Genomic DNA, 16,083 nt, shown 5'->3' with positions numbered 1-16,083 from the left:
GTCCAAGGCTGCTCTGTCTGCCACTCTAATTCTTCGCCTTATTTCAAATTAACGTCAATCGTTCGATTGACCTGGACCTCATCCAGTTCTCTTGCCATTTGGATTTCATATTTGCTTTGTTCTGGAGCCATAATTGACAATTCATATTCAGTACGACCTGCTTCTGGAATCAGCAAATCCGCACGGGATGCGGTGTCTTCCTCATAATACTTTTTGGTGAGTTCCGGTGATTCGGCTATCTTCTTCATATAGGCTGGAACATTGAAGCGAATCTGCATAGGTGCTTCTGTATCTTGAACGACCGTAAGTTTCAAGAATCCCTCCTCATAGCGAGCCTTGGTAATCGTCATTTTACTATTCTTAAATTGAACAACCTGCGGGAGCTTCTCATTCATGTCCAATGTAAACATACTTCCCTGTGATACATCCGACACCTCTATATCTGCTATATGAAGCTGCAGACTTTTCACCGTCTCATCGAAATATGGAGAAGAATTGAAGGAAAGTTCAATTCGTCCCGGCTCATATTTAACGTTTGTCGGCTGGTACTTTAATCGGTAAGTTTCCAGCGGATAAACCTTGCCATTGTTATCTGTCAGCTGAACCACATGCTCCTTGGCTAGGTCCAGATTCAGCTCGTAAGCCTGGCTTGAATCCAGACGAAGTTCAGCATAAGTATGCACCGGTGTGATCTTAACATTTTCCAGCACAAGGCCTTGGATATCGGGATCACCTGTTACATCCACAGGCTGGTTAAGATGAATCACCCGGTCCTGCATCCATTGAGAGGATTGGAAGGGTACGTTGACGGCGAATTCTCGATCCGCCTTCTGTTTGTTCACACCTGCTATATACAGTTTGAATTGGAGAATCTTCGGATTCTTCTTGATAAAGGCCTGTACCTCTTCTGGAGTCAATTGAATGGTGTAAGAGCTCACGAGGATGGATTCCCCAGTCTCCTTATCCCGAATGATCTCCTGACTTTCTCCCCCTTCAATCTGTTCAAAATCTTCATTCAAGACCGTGAAACGCTCTGCTTCCCGGTCAAGACCCAGGGTTCCATCCGGATTCCGGATGATGTGCCCTTCAAATGCGCTTGAGCTGATAAAAGCTTTATACACCAGTTTATCGCTCGTTAGATAGACATCAGCTAAGCTGACTTTAATGTCTCCAAACTGCTCCATCACAGGTTCAAATGGTTTGTACTGGTGATGTGCCGCGTTCTCCACCCCATCCTGGCCTCTCTTGGTAGACAGCCAATCCGAAGCTACAGAGAAGCCGGGGATGTTCTGAAGCATGCTTGCAAATGCAGGTGACACTTGGGCCGTGAATATTAGAATTCCGCAAGCCGCTGCACAAGCCGCCAGTCCTCTCCAGTATTTCTTTTTGCGCTTGGCAGCATGGAGTCTCTTCGATTCTTGAGCATGGCTGGCAATATCGTGTGCAAAGGCCTTTAACGATTCGGGAGCGGCAAGCGGCTCCAACGATGCCTTTATCCCCTGTACCAGCTCTTTCTCGTCCAACTGATTAAGCATGTAGAATCACCTTCTTATTTGGATTAGCTTGGTTAAGCTTTAACAGCTTTAGACGGGCGTGATGGAGTCTTGATTTAACAGTTCCCTTTTTGATGTTCAACACATCAGCAATTTCTTCAATGGACATGTCCTGATAATAGTAGAGCAGGATCACCGATCTATGGTTGAAATCCAGCGACATCACTTGCTTCAGAAGTATGGCTTCTTCTTCCTTCCTGAGCAAAGCTTCAGCGGGCTGCTCCTCTTCATCAACCGGTTCCATGCATCCCCAATTCTCTGTCAGCTGCTGTTGTCTGGTCTGTTTCCTGGCTAAATCTATAGCCCTCATGGCAACTAGCTGCTTGAACCAGCTGGTAAAATTCCGAATTTCCTTACCCTTCATAATGGCAGCATATGCCTCAAGCATTGCATTCTGGACAGCATCTTCCGCTTGGTGAGTAGAGCGCAGAATCGCAACAGAGGCACTGTAAACCTTGTTCAGCAGGGGCTCAACCAGCATATAAAACGCATTTTGGTCGCCGTTACGGCAGCAATTGATCCAGTATTGTTCATCTTGCATTTGTAACATCACATCCTAACCTTGTTGTCTATACTATATAGGCGAAATGATTATGAATCAGGTTCAAACTTTTAATATAGATTTATAGATACAAAGCAAAATCCCCCATCTATCCTATATAGATGAGGGATCTTATTCAATAACAGACACAAGTTTATACTATTTCACTTATACCAAGCTCAATTAGAAAACGTTTGCATTCCTTTTAGAAAGGCGCTTTAATTCCAACCCTTTACTTACGGTTATTTACTGATAGTTACATAGATAAAGTTTTACATTGAATTTTCTGTTATCACGGCTTAAATACGGTCCTATAACGTTCTTTTCTTTAGTTGATTCTATATACACCCGGTGTCTCCGTATAGAATAGCTGCTCTTCTTGGTCCATGAGGAGATGAACAGGATTAGATTCAGGGTTGCTAGAGAATACTTGGCCATCCTTAATCCACTTCTCCCCGCTCACTTCAAAACCTGGCATTTGAGGTCCGGGGATTTGATTGCTGCCTGAGTTGAACATAACTTTGGCTATCTTCCATGTCGGAATCTGCAACACATACCAGCCGTTTCCTTCACCTCTCATTGCAGTTCCCGGCCAGGGAGCTCCTTCTTTGATAGGACTCGCAGTGTCATCGTAATAATAGATATTCGGTGTCCCCCACCCGGAAGGCTTATAGAAGTGAACGATCAGCGATGAACTCGGGTCCTCTTTCTTAAAGGTGTATGTTTTCACAGTCTGGCCTGCCGCACTCAAAGCAGTAATCTTAAGAACAAAGGTAGAACCTATAGGTGCCCCTGTTCCAAGCGTAATTGTGTCTCCTGAACGAAAAGCGGTTTCCGGCCCGTCATTCAGTGAATAAACTGCAGAATCGGCATTGGCATATGTCATTTTAACTTTAAGGGAATCTGTATTGAATTCGCCTTCAGGCACATCAATGGATACGGTTGGAGTTTGTCCCCCTGTTTTGTAGAGAACTGCAATTTGGCCGCCTCCAAGGCTGCCTGTAATTCTGCCTTTAGATACGGTGAACGTACCGCCGCTGCTGGCCCGATTCTCATAGATGCCATCCGCAAGTTTGGTCTCTGAGTTGATTTGAGTAATGCCGCCCAGGTTAATGATGGCCATACCTTTGGTGCCGCGTTCCACCAAGAGGGTCTCATTTCCTTGGGTTCTAAGGTACTCCCCTTCTCCGGTCATTGCGTTATGGAATTTGTTCACGGCTGCAATGTCAGGATCTTTCCACAGGGAATTCCCAGGGTCCCCAAGCTTCCCAGCAAATTTACCATTCCCGACAGGTCTGTTAAAAAAGAGCGACGTAGTTTCTGCCCGAGAGGCAATGATCGCCCAACCCATCTTGATCTGCCATTCATTCATAGCTGTAGAAACATTGTTATCATTCGCATAGTCGTCATGGGATTCAACCCATGTCACCAGTTTTGAAGGGCTAACCCCACTGGCGTTGAAAAACTTAGCGGCCTCGACATTTTTACTGCTTTGATAGCCGACCGCATTTCGCACACTATGACCATAGTTGGAGGCAGTCACGTTAAGATAGCTAGTATAACCCGCAAAGTTATCAGCTCCGCCCTGAAGCACTTCACCGTAATTAAACAGACTTGCTTTGTTAGAGAGACCGCCTAATACTCTTGGCCAGAAATTTGAACCACCCGGATCATTAGGCAGCTCAATATGCTTCGCCGTATCAAACCTAAATCCGTCGGCGCCCAGATTAATGGCGTCATTCATGAAAGAGATGATCATATCCTGCAATTGCTGGTTAGACGTATTAAGGTCAGGCAGTCCGACCCCCCATTGGGTGACCTGCCATCTGTCATTCCAATTCTCAACTCCTCTTGCTTCATGCCAAAAGCTGCTGTTATTCTTGATGGCAGGATCAACATTTGCAGCCGGAGTATAGGTTAGATTTCCACCGCCTGCATTTCCTGTGTGGTTAGCGACTACATCAACAATAATGCTAATGCCATACTTCTCTGCTTCTTCACACATTCTCTTGAATTGCTCCCGAGTACCGAGCTGGCTGTTGCCTATCTTGAAGTTAACAGGCTGGTATAATACCCACCACTTGCTGCCTTCTGTTGAACTCTCTTTTGTGCCCTGAATTGGAGATGTCTGCACCGATTTAAATCCGGCTTCTGCAAGGGCTGGAAGATGGTTCATGATGCTCTCAAATGACCAGTTCCATGCGTGAAAGATAAGACCGTCTTTGGTGTTAAGCGGAAGCCCATAGTTAGATGCTTGGGACGGATGTATACTCTGACTTTCGAGCTGTGTGATATCCGTACTTGTCTGAGCCTCTGCCGTAAAGCCCCAGGACTGCAACAGCAATGCCGCAAACAGAACGAGACTCCATAACTGTCTGACTTTTCTCTTCATACAACACTCTCCTTATGGTCTTTATTTTTACAACTAACCTAGGGTTAGGAGTAAACAGAGCGAAAATGAACCATACCACAGTACTGAACACGCTTTCAAAATTAGGGATTTACTGCTGCTCTTTGGTTGAGATTGCTAGATATCGCCCTACTGATAAAGAATGATATTTGAATTTATATCCCAAGAACTTTCCAAGGAAAACGTTTGCACAAAAGGTAAGCAGATACATGACTATAATTGCATCAGACTCCGCTTTTGTCAATTATTTATTATTTTACATATATGTTCCAACCAATCGGATTACTCATTCCCTTACTCTTATCCAAATTACATTCCTCTGATACAAAAAAGAGGCAGGCCCTGCGCCCACCTCCTAGTCAGTTTCGATCCATCTATCAAGCAAAGTAACCGTGTTAACGAATGGCTCTCCCCTTATGTTCTATCATTCTGTTGATTGCCACCGTCAGTGCAAAGACCGAGGCGCGGATAATATCTTCATCTGTTCCGGCCCCCCAGTAATAGTTGTCCTGATGTTTGATTCCTACATAGGCTATTGCTTTGGCAGAAGAATCCTTCCCGAGTGAATGCTCCTCATAGTCTTCCAGAACAAACTCCAGGCCGAGCTCATGTTTTAGGGCATTGCTGACGGAATCCAGTCGTCCTTTCCCCCGCCCGCTGATCTGCTGCTGCTTGCCTTGGTATTCCACGGTGACGTCTGCCGTGATCTCTTCCTCCCGTGTAAATCTAAAATCCGCAACATTAAGCACCGGTCTAAATTCAAGATAAGATCTCTCAAACACTTGATAGATTTCCTGCGAGGAGAGCTCCTTATGCTTATGGTCTGATTCCTCTTTCACCAGATAGCCCATTTCCTCATTCATGCTGTAAGGCAGCTTAATGCCATAATGGTGCTGCAGCACATAACCAATTCCGCCCTTGCCGGATTGGCTGTTGATCCGAATAACTTCTGTTTCATAATTGCGCCCCACATCAGCAGGATCGATCGGAAGATAGGGAACATCCCAGAACTCACTCTGGGCTGCTTCTCTATACTTCATCCCCTTGGCTATCGCGTCCTGATGTGAACCCGAGAAAGCAGTGAATACCAGTGCGCCAGAGTATGGCTGACGCTCATGTACCTTCATCTTAGTCAATTGCTCATAAGTCTCACAAATCTTCGGCATATTGCCGAGCTTGAGCTTAGGATCTACGCCATGAGAATACAAATTCATAGCTACCGTAATCAGATCAACGTTCCCCGTTCGTTCTCCATTGCCAAACAAAGTCCCCTCCACCCGGTCGGCACCGGCCATCACTCCAAATTCAGCATCGGAGACACCGCAGCCTCGGTCGTTATGAGGATGAATCGATAGGACGACACTGTCTCTGTACTGCAAGTGCTTGTGAATATACTCAATTTGACCTGCAAAAATATGCGGCATAGCATTTTCAACGGTCGTCGGAATATTTATGATCACCTTATGGTCTGGGGTCGGCTGCCACACCTCTAGAACCTCATTGCAAATTTCAAGGGCATACTCAACTTCAGTTCCAGGGAAGCTTTCCGGACTATATTGGAAATAGAAATCTCCTTTGGTCTTCTGAGCATACTTCTGAACCCAAATGGCCCCATCAATGGCAAGCTGTTTTATTTCCTCCTTGGATTTCTGGAATACCTGTCTGCGCTGTGCCTCTGAGGTGGAGTTATAAAGATGCACTATCGCTTTAGGTACGCCTTCAAGGGCTTCGAACGTACGCCGGATAATATGCTCCCTAGCCTGCGTAATCACCTGAATCGTTACATCTTCCGGAATCATGTGATTCTCTATGATGGTCCGCAGGAATTGAAACTCTGTATCCGATGCAGCTGGAAAAGCTACCTCGATCTCCTTAAATCCAATCTCTACAAGGAGCTCAAACATCTTAAGCTTCTCACTCAGATCCATAGGTGCGGCAAGGGCCTGATTTCCATCTCTAAGATCTACACTGCACCAAATAGGCGCCTGCTCGATACTGTCCTTCTTCACCCAATCATAGGTCATAACTGGCGGAAGATAATACTGCTTCTGATATTTTCGATGGTCAAACATACGATTATTCCCCCTCTATAAATAAAAAAAGCCTTTCACCTCTTGAATTATCAAGAGACGAAAGACTGTTGTCCTACGCGGTACCACTCTAGTTTCGTGAACATTGTTCACGCCCTTTTTAGAGACACAGCCATTTAAGCGAGCTGCTCCCCTTCCCCTTTAACGGAGGGCCGTCCGTCCTAACCTAGTCTCCATCAACCATTCTTGATTAAGGATTTCAATCAGGCTGCTCCAAGGGGAGTTCCCTATTCACCAGGTGCTGCTTCACATCAACCAGCAGCTTTCTGAAACCGGTCCATAGGTACTGGTCCTTATCATCACATGAAATTTTGAATTTTTTATATGCTAACATATAACTTTATAAAATGCCAGTGCTTATTTACTAAATCCTTCTCTTATTGCTCCATGTATTAATTAAAATTTGTAAAAAATGCGTTCTCCCAATAGGTAGGGCCGGCAATAATCTGCACACAGTTTTGGCATTCGCTCACGCATCCAATCATGGAAAGCCTCGTTCCCAAGCTCAAAGGCATAGAAGCCTATAATGGCAACAAGCATGAAACCTTCTATAAGCTCCAAGTCATAAGGCTGCACGCCCAAATAATCATAGTAGCTCTCCATAAATGCGTCCCTGTGGCCAGACGGGAACATGAACGTCCCCATAGCTACGTCTGTTAAATAGTAGCCCGTCCCGAAGAAGCCGAAGTCAATGAAGCTTGCCTCCCCTGTGTCGTCAATAATTGTATTGCCCACCCCCAGATCGCCATGAATAAGTCCCCATGTTTCCGCCGTGATGCCAAGCTTGTGAAGCCTGGAATTAATGAGCTGTATCGTCTCATCAATCGTATCGATGTCGTCTGCAGCGAATAAACCCTTCTCGATCCCCTGTCTGACGGTGTGAACCATGCGCTCATTATATGCAATGTCCTGGCTTGGGCGATGCTGCAGCCCAGCAGACTTGTACGTTCTGAAGAAGGCATGCAGCTCTGCAATCTGCGCTCCCAGCTTCTTAGCCATCTCGATGCTGGCAACATCCTCCCGCTGAATATCCCGGCCTTCCAGCCAAGTGAGCATCGAACTGTTCAGCTGCTTGCCTTCGTACTCCATTACATGAATCAGATTTCCATTAAGCTGGCGTAAGGGAGACTGTATCTTCTGACGGCTCTTTGCGGCAAGCTTCTCCAACATCTCAAGTTCGCCCAGCAGCCCCTCATAGGTATGCTGAAGACCTGCCATGCTGTCTTTTACCGGACGATGAATCCGCAATAGATATTTGTGCCCATCCAAATCCTCTACGCGATACGTCCGGTTCTCACTATGTCTTAGGTAAGTAATAACAGGCTGGCGTATCCCGTAGCTTTTTACGATTTGTTGAAGAACATCAGTCGTCATCGTTGAACAATCATCCCTTCACAATAGCATTCATATAATTGTCCAACCATTCTACCATCTTTATCCACACTTTAGCCATTAGATTCCTGCCCAAACATCCTTGGCATAGTAACCGTTTGCTTGCAGTCTGTTGAGCCACTCTCGTGCAGCTTGTTCATCAGCTCCATGGACAGAACTATAGGCACGGCGCAGCGTTGCTTCCACATCCGGGGCCATGGCGCTGCCATCTCCGCAGATGTATAATCTTCCTCCCTGATCTAAAACACGAATAATCTGCTCCGCATCCTGTTCCATTAAATGCTGTACATAGACTTTCGGTAGCCCCTTCCCCCTGGAAAATGCGGTGTGAAGGGTGACAAGCCCTTGCTCCTGATAGTCATTCAGCTCTTTCCGGTAAATAAAATCTTGGTCGTTTCTGCATCCAAAATACAAATGGGCTTTCCCTAAAGACCGCCCCTGCTGCTTCAGTACATGTCTTGCCTGCAGGAAGCCGCGGAAAGGAGCAACTCCTGTGCCTGGCCCTACCATGATGATTGGCACTTCGGGGTCCTCCGGCAATTGGAAGCCAGACTCCGGGGTTCGGACAAAAACCATGACTTCCTCTCCCGGCTTAAGGCCAGCCAAATAATTCGATGTTACTCCTTTAAAAGTCCCCTGCCCGCTTCGTGCAGGTCCTTGTACAACGGCTACAGTGATGCTTAGCTGGCTCGCATCAATCTTAGGAGAACTTGAGATCGAGTAGTATCTCGGTCTTAGCGGAGGAAGCAGCTCCAGAAATCGTTCGAATGGCAGCTCACAAGCTGCATATCTCTCAAGAAGATCAAGCATCGTGATTCTCTTGTCCAGAATTTCGCGCTTGTAGTTCTCCTCAAGCAACATAGCTTCAAGTTCTTTCTTATGAGGAGGACAGACAGTATATGAAGCCAGCTCCCGAAGCTGAGCTCGGCTCGCCGGCTCCTGCAGCTCTACACTTGCGCTGAGCAGATCAAACAGCCGCACTGGATGACCTAGTGGCAGATGCCTTGCACTAAGCCCGCTGGCAGTCAGCACAATATGATCATTACCGCTCAGCTGGAACCTGTGCAGAACCCGCTTGACGATAGCCTCCGAATTCTTAGGAAGCACCCCGAGGTGATCTCCTTCCTGATAAGACACCTCCTCAGGCAGCCTCAGTTCGATATGGCGGGTGCTTCGCTCACTCCCTTCCAGCTGCAGCTCGTTATTCGCAAGCACTGCCGCATGAACGGCTTCATACGTTTCGGCTAAAGGAGTTCCGGCCGCACTGCTCACAAATTGAATGTTAAGCGCGGCCTTCTCTCTCTCCGCACTGGGATTGAAGGTTAGCCCGAATTCGGCAATAGCGTCAGCCCACATCGTAGACTGCCAATCCTCAAGCTGCTTCTCGAAATCCGAGCTTGCGTCTCCCTCTCCGCGCGGTGAGAATCGCTTGGCTCCCTTCTGTTCCAGCTTCTCGTCAATGTACCTTGGCACATCCTGATAAGTGCTTGTCCAGTTGCGGTCACCGCAGCCAAATACCGAGTAAGTAACTCCCTCAAGCTCTCCAGCGCCCAAATTGTCCAGCCATTGAATGAACTCAGCAGCATTTGTCGTCGGCTTGCCATTGTAAGAGGAAGCCACGATCAATAGAGCCCCTTCCTTCGGCAATTTGCCGACTCGGTCATTCAGTGCCGCGACCTCGCTTCTGACGCCATGCAGACTTGCCGTATCGGCCAAGGAACGGGCTACTCCCTGCGCAGTTCCCATGTTGGAGCCATACAGCACCACAAGCGGCCTATTGTTTATACCTAGGAGACTACCCTTCGACTCAGGTTCTTGTATCCTAGCAGGCTTATTGTCTATCTTAGGATCGGCATTTAGAACAGTCTCTGCTCCAGCAGGCATCTGAGGACTGCGAAGCTTGACACGGATCGTGAAGTTATCCGGCTTCAAAGTCAAAGTTTGTTTGATTTTAAGCTGATAATCACCATTCGGAAGCAGCTCAAAATGCTTCAAAATCATGCCTAACACAAGGTTCGCTTCATGCAGTGCGAACTGCATCCCGATGCAGGCTCTCTGGCCGTTGCCAAAAGGCTTATACGCATGGGCAGGAATTTTACCAGGCTCTGCAAAACGCTCAGGCTTGAACTCCTCAGCATCCTCTCCCCAAGCTTCCTTATCCCGATGAAGCTCAGGCAGAACGATGCTGATCTGCTCCCCTTTCTTGATCTCGTATTTGCCGCCTATCACCGTATCCTCTTTCGCATATAGGGAGAAGCCTGGAGCTGTCGGCCATAAACGAAGCGATTCATTAAGCACTGTACGTATATATTTAAGCTGGGTTACCTCTTTATAAGTAGGAGCATCACCTGTTATGACTTCATCAGCCTCCTGAACCGCCTTGGCCAACACCTCCGGATGCTTTAGCAAGAAGTATATAGCAAAGGATAACAAGCCGCTTGTTGTTTCATGACCGGCGATCAGGAAAGTGATCATCTGATACCTGATATTCTCGCTGTCCAGTGTTTCACCCGTTTCCGGATTCTTGACGCTCAGCATCCTGGCGAGCAGGTCGGTCTCCCCCTGATCCCCCTTCTCTCTCCGGTCCGAAATCAGTTTATCCGCCAAGGCAAACATCGACTTGATATCATGCTGGAATTGACGGCGTTTGGAGACCATCAGCTTGTTTTGAATAGGCAGACGGCTTCCTTGGTGCATGGCTTCATCCAACGCTCTGACCATACTCTGTATGAAGGGGTTTGCCTGTTCCCGGTAAAAGCTGTTAAACCTGTAGTTAAATGCGCATAAGCCAATGGTATCCAAGGTTAGCCTAGTCATATCTTCCGGCACGTTGATTACATCGTCCGAATTCAATCTCGCCCATTTCTGTACCAGCTGCAGGGCAATATCAACCATCATGGAATGGTAGCCTTTCATGGCCTGCTGGCTAAATGCAGGGAGCAGAAGATTATGAGCCCTTCTCCAGTTGGGCTCATCCGTTCTGCTCGTGAATAGCCCGTCACCGGTAAAAGCGCGCACCTTGCTCAGCGGTCCCTCAATACTCTTGTCAAACCGCGTTTCATCCGCCACCTCTGCCATCAGTTTGTGACCGGTAATGATAATCGTGGATTCGCCTCCGACCCTTTCAAACCGGAAGATGGGACCATACTCTCTAGCAAGCTCCCCTAGGGATAATGAAGGTGAATCCTTATCTATCAAAGGAATGTTACCAAGCATTCCGTATGTCTTCGGCTGTGGAATGAATTCATGATTTTTCGCCATGGTTTTTCTCCTTGTATAATTAAGTTATAGAGCCGCTTAATAAGTCTGAGTTCAACTACGCCCGTATGTAATTCTTTCCCTTATCCAATCACCTTATCAATTTCATGCACCTCCATTTAGGCTAATACCTTGCAGAAGCTTCCGTTGATAGGATATCTTCTATAGTATTTTTACACATTTTATCAATAAATGAAAATATATGGGTAATAAGCCCTAAAAAAGAAGCACCGGAACTAATTTTAATAATCAGTTCCGGTGCTTCTTATGCAGTCTGCAAGATTGGGAGAAGCTGGACCAATTGTCAAATGGCCTGCGCTATGAATAACTCTAAATTATAAAATTTAATATTTTCTTAATCATTTTTCTACTTGTTAGGTATATAATCGGGCTTATCGTCAACATTGATCCCAACAACAAGGAGACACATCTATGACTTTAACCGATTTAGACTATCAGATTTTCCACTTCATTAACGAACAGGCAGGACTACATCCTATGTGGAACAGCATCATGCGTTTTCTGGCCGAGGATGCGCAGTATCTTCTCGCACTCGGCCTGGTTCTCTACTGGTTCACCCGGCGCCCTAACTATCGGCGGGCGGTTGTGCAGTCCGTGATCGCTGTCTGTATCGGGCTCGGCATTAGCTTCGTCATCGGACACCTCGTGTCCCGTGATCGTCCTTTTGTTGCGCACGAGGTTATCCAGCTGATTAGCCACGCTGCTAACGCATCTTTTCCTAGTGACCATGCCAACTTTACATTTGCTCTAGCAGTTACCTTTGCCTTAAATAGACTTAAGTTTCGTAGTTTATGGCTGCTGCTTGCAGCACTGATCTCCATTTCTAGAGTCTATACGGGCGTTCACTATCCTTCCGATATATTGGCGGGAGCCTTGCTGGGTACCGGCTGCGCTGTTATTGTACACAGCCTGCTTGCGCATAATCGAACTGCAAATAGAGCTGTCGAAGGGGCTATCGCCCTATACGAAAGAATTGAACGCAAAATCTGGAGAGGCTCGGCAGCCTCCCAGAATTCTAAATAAGCCTTAAGTATCTTTAGCACATAAACAAAAAGATGAACTTCTCTCGTAAGGAGAAGCTCATCTTTTTTGTTGCTTGGAGCAGTACCAACGTCATGGACATTTCCCGTAAACATACAGATCCAATTAAAAGTTATAGGATCAAATGAAATTAGCGGCTCATTCATTTATACCATCTCAAGATGTTCCCGCTTTGTTTGTTCAAATTCGCTGATGATTTCCGCGTTGGGTTTAGAGGTGAGCAAGCTGACGACCACGATGGCAATCAAGCTGGCCGCAAATGCCGGAATCATCTCATACAGCGTACCGGATAGCCCAAGTAGAACCCACAAAATGACGGTCACTGCACCGATCACAATACCGGCAATTGCCCCCCAACCATTCATCCGTTTCCAGAACAGACTAAGCAGAATTGCAGGTCCAAATGAAGATCCAAACCCCGCCCAGGCATATCCGACCAGATTAAGTATGGTGTCATTCGGGGAATAAGACATGGCAAGAGCAATCAAGGCAATACCGAGCACGGATAGACGGCCGACCCGCACCAGCTCTTTGTCGGAAGCCTCACGGCGCAAGAAGGCACGGTAGAAGTCCTCTGTCACGGCGCTTGCTGTCACGAGCAGCTGGGAGGAAATGGTGCTCATAATGGCCGCGAGCAGCGCAGCGAGCAGAATACCCGTTACATAAGGATTGAAGAGGATATTTGAGAACAATACAAAGATCGTCTCCGGATCATCCAGCTTCAGATGGTTCGCATGGATATAGGCAAACCCTACTAAGCCAATCATGGAAGCTCCGATCAATCCGATCACCATCCAGCTGATCCCAATCCGCCGGGCCGTCTTGAGTTCCCGAGCTGATGTGATAGACATAAAGCGCACCAGAATATGCGGCTGTCCAAAGTAACCGAGGCCCCATGCCAGCAGAGAAATAATACCCAGCACTTTTACACCTTTCAGAATATTAAAATGGGCCGGGTCCACACTATGAATGATATCGAAAGTGTGTTTAAAGCCGCCCAGGTTGTAGATCGCAACTGCTGGAATGGTAACGAGTGCAGCAAACATAATTAGACCCTGTACAGAATCTGTTAAGCTCACTGCCAAATAACCGCCAAATAGCGTATAAGCAATGACAATGAAGGTAACCAAAAACAGCCCGAATCTGTAATCCATCCCAAATGCCGATTCAAAGAACCGCCCGCCAGATACCATGCCTGAAGACGTATAGAATGTAAAGAAAACAAAAATAACAGCAGCTGAGATCAGCTTCAGAAGACGAGACCGATCTCTAAAGCGATTCTCAAAAAAATCTGGAATCGTTATTGAGTCGCGGGCTACCTTGGTATAGATTCTGAGACGCGGGGCGACATAAACATAGTTTAGATAAGCTCCAATACTAAGGCCTACGACAATCCACATTCCCGATATACCGGCAATAAGCACCGAACCCGGCAGGCCCATGAGCATCCAGCCGCTCATATCGGCAGCCCCGGCCGATAACGCCGTTACTACTGGTCCTACTCCTCTGCCCCCAAGCATATACCCTTCCAGATCGCCGGTCGACTTACGGTAGGCGTACCAGCCGATCAGCAGCATTCCTATGAAGTAAATTCCTAGAGTTACATAAGTGCCAAACTGTACACTCAAACAAAGTTCCCCCTCTTGATGCCTTGGTCAAAAATATCAAGCATTTATTCATTTTACTTTCAAGAGGGGGAACTGTAAACAGAATGTAATTTACATTTCTTTATTCTCGAGGCTTTGCCCGAAGAACACATTACAGAGAGTGTTCAATGACCAAATGTTTAGATGAAAGTGAACGAATTTCACCATATGTCCAATGCGATGAAGGGACATCCCGGAACACTTTGTCCTATGAAATTGCGGCATATTGTGCCAAACGTATTCAGCAGAACACTAACCTTCTTGGGTTTGGAATCTAAGGTCCCTCCTACATATTCCCACTGAAGAGGATTGCGACTTGTTCCATCTGTTAACACCGATTGTAGACTCCGATCCTGCTGAAGCTGAGTAAGGCAGCTCGACCAGAATAGGGTGTGAGAGAGCTGGCACCGAAACTACGGTGCCAGCACCTTTTTGTATCCAGAGATCCACCTCGTATGCCGCTCCTGCTGGCTAGAATAGCTCGGCATTCTCCCATTTATAACGGTCTGTATTCACTGACGTGAATTTCACTAGAATGCTGGAGCCGTTTTGTTCAAATTGCCACATTGTTATCCGATGGGCTGGACGGATTAGGGGAAACACCTTGATTTCCACTATTTCCACCGCATCCGCTGAGAGCCAGGACCATGGCCCATAACAGAACAATCACGTAAATAAACGGCTTCTTCATTCAACATCGTCCTTGAAGGATATATACTTATTTAATGATTTCAACCTACTTTAGGAAACTTATTTATTCACAAGCTCAAGATACCCTGTCTTTAACTAGACAGGAACGGGAGCGAGTCGGCCGTTTGACGAACGAGGGTTTTGCACGAGTAGAACGCGCTGAAGTTGAGCCTGGTACAGTCGAGATTCCAACCGGACAAGTGGGAAGCCCGCTTAGCGAAGAAGAAATACGCCGCCGTGTGGGTACCGGGAACTTCGAATCAGCCAAGAATGACAAACAAAGCACCTCCATTAACAGCTGAAGGATTCAAAAGTATGCAGCATTTAAATAAAAGAGAGCTTTATTACCAGTTGAGGTAATAAAACTCTTTTTTATCATAGCAACTATCCGCCTATATAAGACATGCCGATCTTCTTTCTCTGAGCCGATTGCTCTGTACGCTCATCAGAATAACGGTCGCTTCTTCGCTCCCAAACCTGCCTAATGGCAGTACGTAACGCTTCATCGTCGGCTCCACTGCGAAGCATATCGCGTAAGTCATAGCCTGTGGACGCGAACAAGCAAGTATACATTTTCCCTTCTGAAGACAATCTAGCCCGGGTGCAGGATGAACAGAACGACTCGGAGACCGAGCTGATGAACCCTACCTCGGCTCCTCCATCCAAATACCGATACCGTTTCGCAACCTCACCGAAATAGCCTTGTTCCACAGGCTCCAACTCGTATACCTTACGCAAGCGCTCAATCATTTCTTGCTTGGTTACTACTTTCTTAAAGCTCCAGCCATTGTCATTGCCGACGTCCATGAATTCAATAAATCTTAGGGAAATGCCTCTCTTCTTGAAATAAACAGCCATCGGCAGCATTTCGCAATCGTTCACGTTCTTTTGCACAACCATATTCACTTTTATATCAAAGCCAATGGCCTGGGCATGCTCAATGTTCTTCAAGATCACGTCAGGCTTAATGCCGCGGCCGTTTATTCTTCCGAACAACTCAGGGTCCAGGGCATCCAAGCTGACATTGAGCCGGCGAAGCCCTGCATCATATAACGAGCGTGCCTGCTGTCCAAGAAGCAGTCCATTGGTTGTTAAGCCTATATCCTCGACACCCTCAATGGCTAGCAGGGACACAACCAAATCTGGGAGGCCGCGCCTTAGCAGCGGTTCACCGCCGGTTAAGCGAACTTTCTTCGCGCCCAGAGATACGAAGAGCCTGGTGAGCCGGTGAATCTCTTCGAATGTCAGCAGCTTGTCCTTGGGGAGAAACGCATAGTCATCACCAAACAGCTCCTTCGGCATGCAATAAGTGCAGCGAAAATTACAGCGATCCGTCACAGATATTCTTAAATCCCGAACAGGCCGATGATGCTGATCCTCTATGATATCTCTAGTCATAATGGCCCCTCCCCTTTTTTGTCGTTCATGATGTGAGCTGCCG

General features: G+C 46.9%; 10 protein-coding genes and 1 other annotated feature. Of the genes, 2 read left to right on the top strand and 8 right to left on the bottom strand.

Features of this window, described 5'->3' with window-relative positions:
• Window positions 1-38: 38 nt before the first annotated feature.
• The 6 genes from DCC85_RS10620 to DCC85_RS10595 all read right to left on the bottom strand — a co-directional run bounded on the left by DCC85_RS10620 (window position 39) and on the right by DCC85_RS10595 (window position 11,247).
• Window positions 39-1,535 carry a DUF4179 domain-containing protein gene (locus tag DCC85_RS10620; protein WP_108465566.1) on the bottom strand — a complete coding sequence of 499 codons (1,497 nt, stop codon included), beginning with the start codon at window positions 1,533-1,535 and terminating at the stop codon, window positions 39-41.
• Window positions 1,528-2,094: an RNA polymerase sigma factor gene (locus DCC85_RS10615; protein WP_108465565.1), complete on the bottom strand. Its 567-nt coding sequence runs from the start codon at window positions 2,092-2,094 to the stop codon at window positions 1,528-1,530. Before DCC85_RS10615 ends, DCC85_RS10620 begins: the two co-directional genes overlap by 8 nt.
• Window positions 2,095-2,422: 328 nt before the next feature.
• Window positions 2,423-4,486 (bottom strand): starch-binding protein, encoded by a 2,064-nt coding sequence (locus DCC85_RS10610; protein ID WP_108465564.1) that lies wholly within the window; start codon window positions 4,484-4,486, stop codon window positions 2,423-2,425.
• A 413-nt stretch (window positions 4,487-4,899) separates the two neighbouring features.
• Complete coding sequence (locus DCC85_RS10605; RefSeq protein WP_108465563.1) at window positions 4,900-6,576, bottom strand: 2-isopropylmalate synthase; 1,677 nt, start codon at window positions 6,574-6,576, stop codon at window positions 4,900-4,902.
• Between the two features lie 50 nt (window positions 6,577-6,626).
• Window positions 6,627-6,903: a binding site (T-box leader), on the bottom strand.
• Window positions 6,904-6,990: 87 nt separating this feature from the next.
• Entirely contained in the window at window positions 6,991-7,968 is a 978-nt protein-coding gene (locus DCC85_RS10600) for a phosphotransferase enzyme family protein (RefSeq protein WP_108465562.1), read from the bottom strand.
• Window positions 7,969-8,046: 78 nt separating this feature from the next.
• Window positions 8,047-11,247 (bottom strand): bifunctional cytochrome P450/NADPH--P450 reductase, encoded by a 3,201-nt coding sequence (locus DCC85_RS10595; protein WP_108465561.1) that lies wholly within the window; start codon window positions 11,245-11,247, stop codon window positions 8,047-8,049.
• A gap of 429 nt (window positions 11,248-11,676) precedes the next feature.
• Between DCC85_RS10595 and DCC85_RS10590 the strand changes: the two genes are divergently transcribed.
• On the top strand, window positions 11,677-12,288 hold the full coding sequence (locus DCC85_RS10590) for an undecaprenyl-diphosphatase (protein WP_108465560.1): 612 nt from the start codon (window positions 11,677-11,679) through the stop codon (window positions 12,286-12,288).
• A gap of 164 nt (window positions 12,289-12,452) precedes the next feature.
• Here DCC85_RS10590 and putP read toward each other — a convergent pair whose 3' ends face one another.
• On the bottom strand, window positions 12,453-13,934 hold the full coding sequence (gene putP, locus DCC85_RS10585) for a sodium/proline symporter PutP (protein WP_108465559.1): 1,482 nt from the start codon (window positions 13,932-13,934) through the stop codon (window positions 12,453-12,455).
• 833 nt (window positions 13,935-14,767) lie between these two features.
• Here putP and DCC85_RS10580 point away from each other — a divergent pair.
• Window positions 14,768-14,944, top strand: a complete 177-nt coding sequence (locus tag DCC85_RS10580; RefSeq protein WP_234414422.1) for a hypothetical protein — start codon at window positions 14,768-14,770, stop codon at window positions 14,942-14,944.
• Between the two features lie 82 nt (window positions 14,945-15,026).
• Here DCC85_RS10580 and moaA read toward each other — a convergent pair whose 3' ends face one another.
• Complete coding sequence (gene moaA, locus DCC85_RS10575; RefSeq protein ID WP_108465557.1) at window positions 15,027-16,040, bottom strand: GTP 3',8-cyclase MoaA; 1,014 nt, start codon at window positions 16,038-16,040, stop codon at window positions 15,027-15,029.
• Window positions 16,041-16,083 lie beyond the last annotated feature (43 nt).

Source organism: Paenibacillus sp. CAA11 (genome assembly GCF_003060825.1).
Classification (GTDB): Bacteria; Bacillota; Bacilli; order Paenibacillales; family Paenibacillaceae; genus Fontibacillus.
Note: the sequence above shows the minus strand (reverse complement) of the source record. Positions and strands in the feature narration are given on the sequence as shown.

Excerpts from the sequence above, each read along its gene's own strand:
- DCC85_RS10620 (WP_108465566.1), bottom strand. The coding sequence starts at position 1,535 with ATGCTTAATCAGTTGGACGAGAAAGAGCTGGTACAGGGGATAAAGGCA.
- DCC85_RS10615 (WP_108465565.1), bottom strand. The coding sequence starts at position 2,094 with ATGCAAGATGAACAATACTGGATCAATTGCTGCCGTAACGGCGACCAA.
- DCC85_RS10610 (WP_108465564.1), bottom strand. The coding sequence starts at position 4,486 with ATGAAGAGAAAAGTCAGACAGTTATGGAGTCTCGTTCTGTTTGCGGCA.
- DCC85_RS10605 (WP_108465563.1), bottom strand. The coding sequence starts at position 6,576 with ATGTTTGACCATCGAAAATATCAGAAGCAGTATTATCTTCCGCCAGTT.
- DCC85_RS10600 (WP_108465562.1), bottom strand. The coding sequence starts at position 7,968 with ATGACGACTGATGTTCTTCAACAAATCGTAAAAAGCTACGGGATACGC.
- DCC85_RS10595 (WP_108465561.1), bottom strand. The coding sequence starts at position 11,247 with ATGGCGAAAAATCATGAATTCATTCCACAGCCGAAGACATACGGAATG.
- DCC85_RS10590 (WP_108465560.1), top strand. The coding sequence starts at position 11,677 with ATGACTTTAACCGATTTAGACTATCAGATTTTCCACTTCATTAACGAA.
- moaA (WP_108465557.1), bottom strand. The coding sequence starts at position 16,040 with ATGACTAGAGATATCATAGAGGATCAGCATCATCGGCCTGTTCGGGAT.